General features: G+C 63.8%; 6 protein-coding genes. All 6 read right to left on the bottom strand.

What is annotated here, in order from left to right; translation table 11 throughout:
• Nucleotides 1–642, bottom strand: a 642-nt coding sequence (locus ACE3UY_RS21225; RefSeq protein WP_374689474.1) for an ABC transporter ATP-binding protein, incomplete at its 3' end; no start/stop codon positions are given.
• A 133-nt stretch (nucleotides 643–775) separates the two neighbouring features.
• On the bottom strand, nucleotides 776–985 hold the full coding sequence (locus ACE3UY_RS21230) for a CsbD family protein (RefSeq protein WP_374689475.1): 210 nt from the start codon (nucleotides 983–985) through the stop codon (nucleotides 776–778).
• 218 nt (nucleotides 986–1,203) lie between these two features.
• Complete coding sequence (locus tag ACE3UY_RS21235; RefSeq protein ID WP_374689476.1) at nucleotides 1,204–1,491, bottom strand: hypothetical protein; 288 nt, start codon at nucleotides 1,489–1,491, stop codon at nucleotides 1,204–1,206.
• A 60-nt stretch (nucleotides 1,492–1,551) separates the two neighbouring features.
• Nucleotides 1,552–1,908: a hypothetical protein gene (locus ACE3UY_RS21240; protein WP_374689477.1), complete on the bottom strand. Its 357-nt coding sequence runs from the start codon at nucleotides 1,906–1,908 to the stop codon at nucleotides 1,552–1,554.
• 281 nt (nucleotides 1,909–2,189) lie between these two features.
• Entirely contained in the window at nucleotides 2,190–2,960 is a 771-nt protein-coding gene (locus ACE3UY_RS21245; protein WP_374689478.1) for a sulfite exporter TauE/SafE family protein, read from the bottom strand.
• A gap of 15 nt (nucleotides 2,961–2,975) precedes the next feature.
• Nucleotides 2,976–3,638, bottom strand: a complete 663-nt coding sequence (locus tag ACE3UY_RS21250; protein WP_374689479.1) for a putative PEP-binding protein — start codon at nucleotides 3,636–3,638, stop codon at nucleotides 2,976–2,978.
• Nucleotides 3,639–3,666: the final 28 nt, after the last annotated feature.

Consider the following 3,666-nt stretch of genomic DNA (forward strand, 5'->3'; position numbering starts at 1 on the left):
ATATTGGGTCGTGACGAATAGCGTGCGCCCCTGGCTTTTCAAGTTGTGGAAGTGCTCCCAGAACTTGTTGCGCAACACAGGGTCGATGCCCGCTGTGGGTTCATCCAGGAAGAGCAGTTCGGGATTGTGGACGAGCGCGGCGGCCAGGCTGAGACGCTGCCGCATGCCACCGGAAATGTCACGGGCGCGCTTGCCAGCGTGTCCGGTCAACTCCACCAAGTCCAGCAGTTCCTGAAACCGCTGGTAGCGCCGCAGGGGTACGCCATAGAGCGAAGCGGCGAAGTTGAGATTCTCCCAGATGGTCAGATCGGGGTACATGACGAAGATCTGCGGCATGTAGCCGATGCGCTGGCGGTCGGCCGTCGTGAATGCGTCGGGCGAGCGGCCCAATACCTCGACAACACCGCCCGTGGCCTGATAGATGCCCAGCAGAAGGCGCATGGTGGTCGTCTTGCCGCAACCGCTGGGGCCGATAAAGCCAAAAATAGAGCCGCGCGGGATGGTCATCGTAACCTGGTCGACAGCCACCTCGTCGTCGAAACGCTTGGTGAGTTCGTGGGTGCGGATAGCAATGCTATCCACGGACGAATGGTTTGGGGGGGCGGTGCGGCGGCCCGCCGATGGGTCATTGAATGGTGGCATGACTATCCTTCTACTCTGCTCGGCTACCCTGACTAACAACGCAAATAGCGAAAAACCTCATTGACCGGACAAGGCAAACCCTTCCCCGTCATCGGGGAAGGGTCTGTGTGTAGCGGGTCAAAAGTGTGTAATTCTACTGACTGTGCTCAGAGCTCTTCAGGAAGTTTTCGACTTCCATCTCAGCCTGTTCACGTTCCCAACCATAGCGCTCCTGAACGCGGCCAACCAACTCGTCGCGCTTGCCGCCGATGAACTCTAGATCGTCATCGGTCAGTTTGCCCCACTGCTGCTTGACCTGACCTTTCAGTTGCTTCCACATGCCAGACAATATATCGTCATTCATAGGCAATCTCCTTCATAGGGAACCGGATTTATCAGGTAAATCCGATCTCTGGTGACTGTCTCCGTTCCTTCTCCTGATCGCTTGCCTAGCGGCTGGTGGACTTCACTACCAGTTCGATCCGCGTTGGCCCGTGCTACTGACTACACTATAGAAGGAGCGCGACGGGGATACCATATGCAGTGGATACAGTCGCCTGTACAAATGGCGGTACAGGGCCGTCAGACCACCAGAAGCATCACCACGTCGCCCGCCGAATTGAGTTGCCAGCCATCCATGATTCGCTCCGCGCCGGGCGTTGCCGGGTCCTCGTGGCGGCACAGGGAGATAGGCGAACGAGAGCCCCGCATCGGCTCGCCGTCGCGCGCCGGCCGGCAGACGACGACCTTCTCCTCGTCGATGATGACGATATCATTGAGGCGCACATCGCGGACGGGCACGGGGGTCGTCCGTTCCGACTGCCGGAGCATCAGGGGGCCGGCGCCGGTCTGGGACTGGAGTACATTCATCCTCATTTTTCTTGCTGTCCCCTGGTAGCGCCGGCACGCTGACTGGCGGGCTGTTGTACCCTACAGCGTCCGGCGGAACCGCAATACGATTACCAGTACAACGGCGGCCAGCAACAGCGCCAGCAGTCCTCCACGTCCTCGGCGCTTGCCGCCGGGTAGTAGAGCCGTCTCGGCGGCGATGTCCTCCACCGAAGTGTTCAACGACTCGATGCCTTCTAGCAAACCGGCGATATGCTCCTGGGCGGCCTGGCGCGTGAGGCCGTGGCGCTCTTGCAGCGCGTCGAGCACGCGCTCATATTCGTTGTCTAGCGTGGAAATATCCTCGCCGGCGGCCTCTTCCAGTTGGTCGAGCACCGCGCCCTCTAACTCTTTAACCTTGGTTTTAACTTCTTTGTTGTTCAACGTTTTCTTGTTCACCGCTACTCCTGATTTCACAGACCTGACAGATGGGCGGCTATGGGACTCTAACAGGAACAAAACCTGCGGCTGCCCACCTCTCAGGTCTTTCAATTCTAGGTTCACGATAACATGGCGAGCACGCGCCCACAATGTGCCAGGGGCATAGCTAGGGGTATAACGGGGCGTGGCACGCGGGGCGTGGCACGGGGAGCGTAGCACAGGATGCTTATCCTGTGTGCCAAGCGGGGAAGCAGGGGGGCGAGGGAGCGGGGATAGATCGGGTCGTTTGCAGCTGACCTTTAGCCCCGTATGAAGTAGATGATCGAGACCGCTACCCCGATCACCACCACCACCCGCCGCAACGTCGCCGGCTGAATGCGCCCGGCCAGCCGGCCGCCAATCGCCCCGCCGATCAGCGCCCCAACGGCCATTACCGCCGCGACCGTCCAGAGTACCTGGCCGGAAAAGAGGAAGAGCGCCGCCGCCGTCAGATTGGTGACAAAGGCCACCGCCTGCTTCAGCGCGTTCAGCCGCGTCAGGGAGTCGTCGAGCACCAGCGCCAGCACGGCCAGGATGATGACGCTCAGCCCGGCTCCGAAGTAGCCGCCATAGATGGCGGCGAAGAAGATGGGCACGGCGGCCCACTGCTCGCTTAGTTGTCTGCCCGCGCCAGCGTCGGCGCGACTGACCAGCCAGCGGCGCAGCGGCTCCTGAACGGCCAGCAGCAGCGAGGCCAGCAGGATAAGGAAGGGCACTAATTGGCGGAAGAGGCGCTCCTCGGTGTTCAGCAGCAGCAGCCCCCCGGCCAGCCCGCCCAGCGCCGCCGCCGGCAGTAAATACCACAAGCGCCGCCGCTGGGCGCGAATCTCCTGGCCCTGGGCCAGTGTTGCCCCCAGATAGCCGGGGCTGAGGGCGACGGTGTTGGTGACGTTGGCGGCAATGGCCGGCACGCCGATGGCCGTCAGCGTCGGGAAGGTGATGAGCGTGCCGCCGCCGGCCAGCGCATTGACCGCGCCGGCGCCAACGGCGGCCAGCGCGACGAGGACATACTGTAGGGGGCTAAGATCCATGCGCCTGTAAAACCCCTATAGCCCCTTCAGGTAGCGCAACACGTCCTCGACTGAGTCGGCGGCGAGCGCCTCGGCGGCGATGTGGCGCGCGTCCTCCAGGCTCAGCCGCCGCACCGCCTCCTTGACGGCCGGGATGGCCGGCGCGCTCATGCTCAACTCGTCCAGCCCCAGCCCTAGCAGAACGGGCGTAGCCAGCGGGTTGCCGGCCAACTCCCCACACATGCCGATCCAGATGCCGGCGGCGTGGGCGGCGTCGACGGCCTGCCGCACCAGGCGCAGCACTGCCGGCTGGAAGGGGTTCGCCAGCGCGGCCACGCGGGCGTTGCCCCGGTCGGCGGCCATGACGTATTGGGTCAGGTCGTTGGTGCCGATGCTGAAAAAGTCCACCTCGCGCGCCAGTTGGTCGGCTACGGCCACGGCCGAGGGGACTTCGATCATGATGCCGACTTCCATCCGCTCGTCAAAGGCCAGGCCCGCGGCGCGTAGTTCGCCCCTCGCCTCATCCAGCATGGCCTTGGCCGCGCGCACTTCGCCGGGCGCGCCGATCATGGGGAACATGAGCTTGACGTTGGGGCCACTGCTGAGGCCGCCCCCCGCCCCCCCCCCCGGGGGGGGGGGGGGGGCGCCGGGGCCGGGGGGTGGCCCCCCAATTGGGGGGTATAAGTGGGGGGGGGGCACGCCGAAACCAAAAGCCCCCCCCCCCCCC

This window comes from Promineifilum sp. (SeqCode), from assembly GCF_041918635.1.
Taxonomy (GTDB): Bacteria; Chloroflexota; Anaerolineae; order Promineifilales; family Promineifilaceae; genus Promineifilum.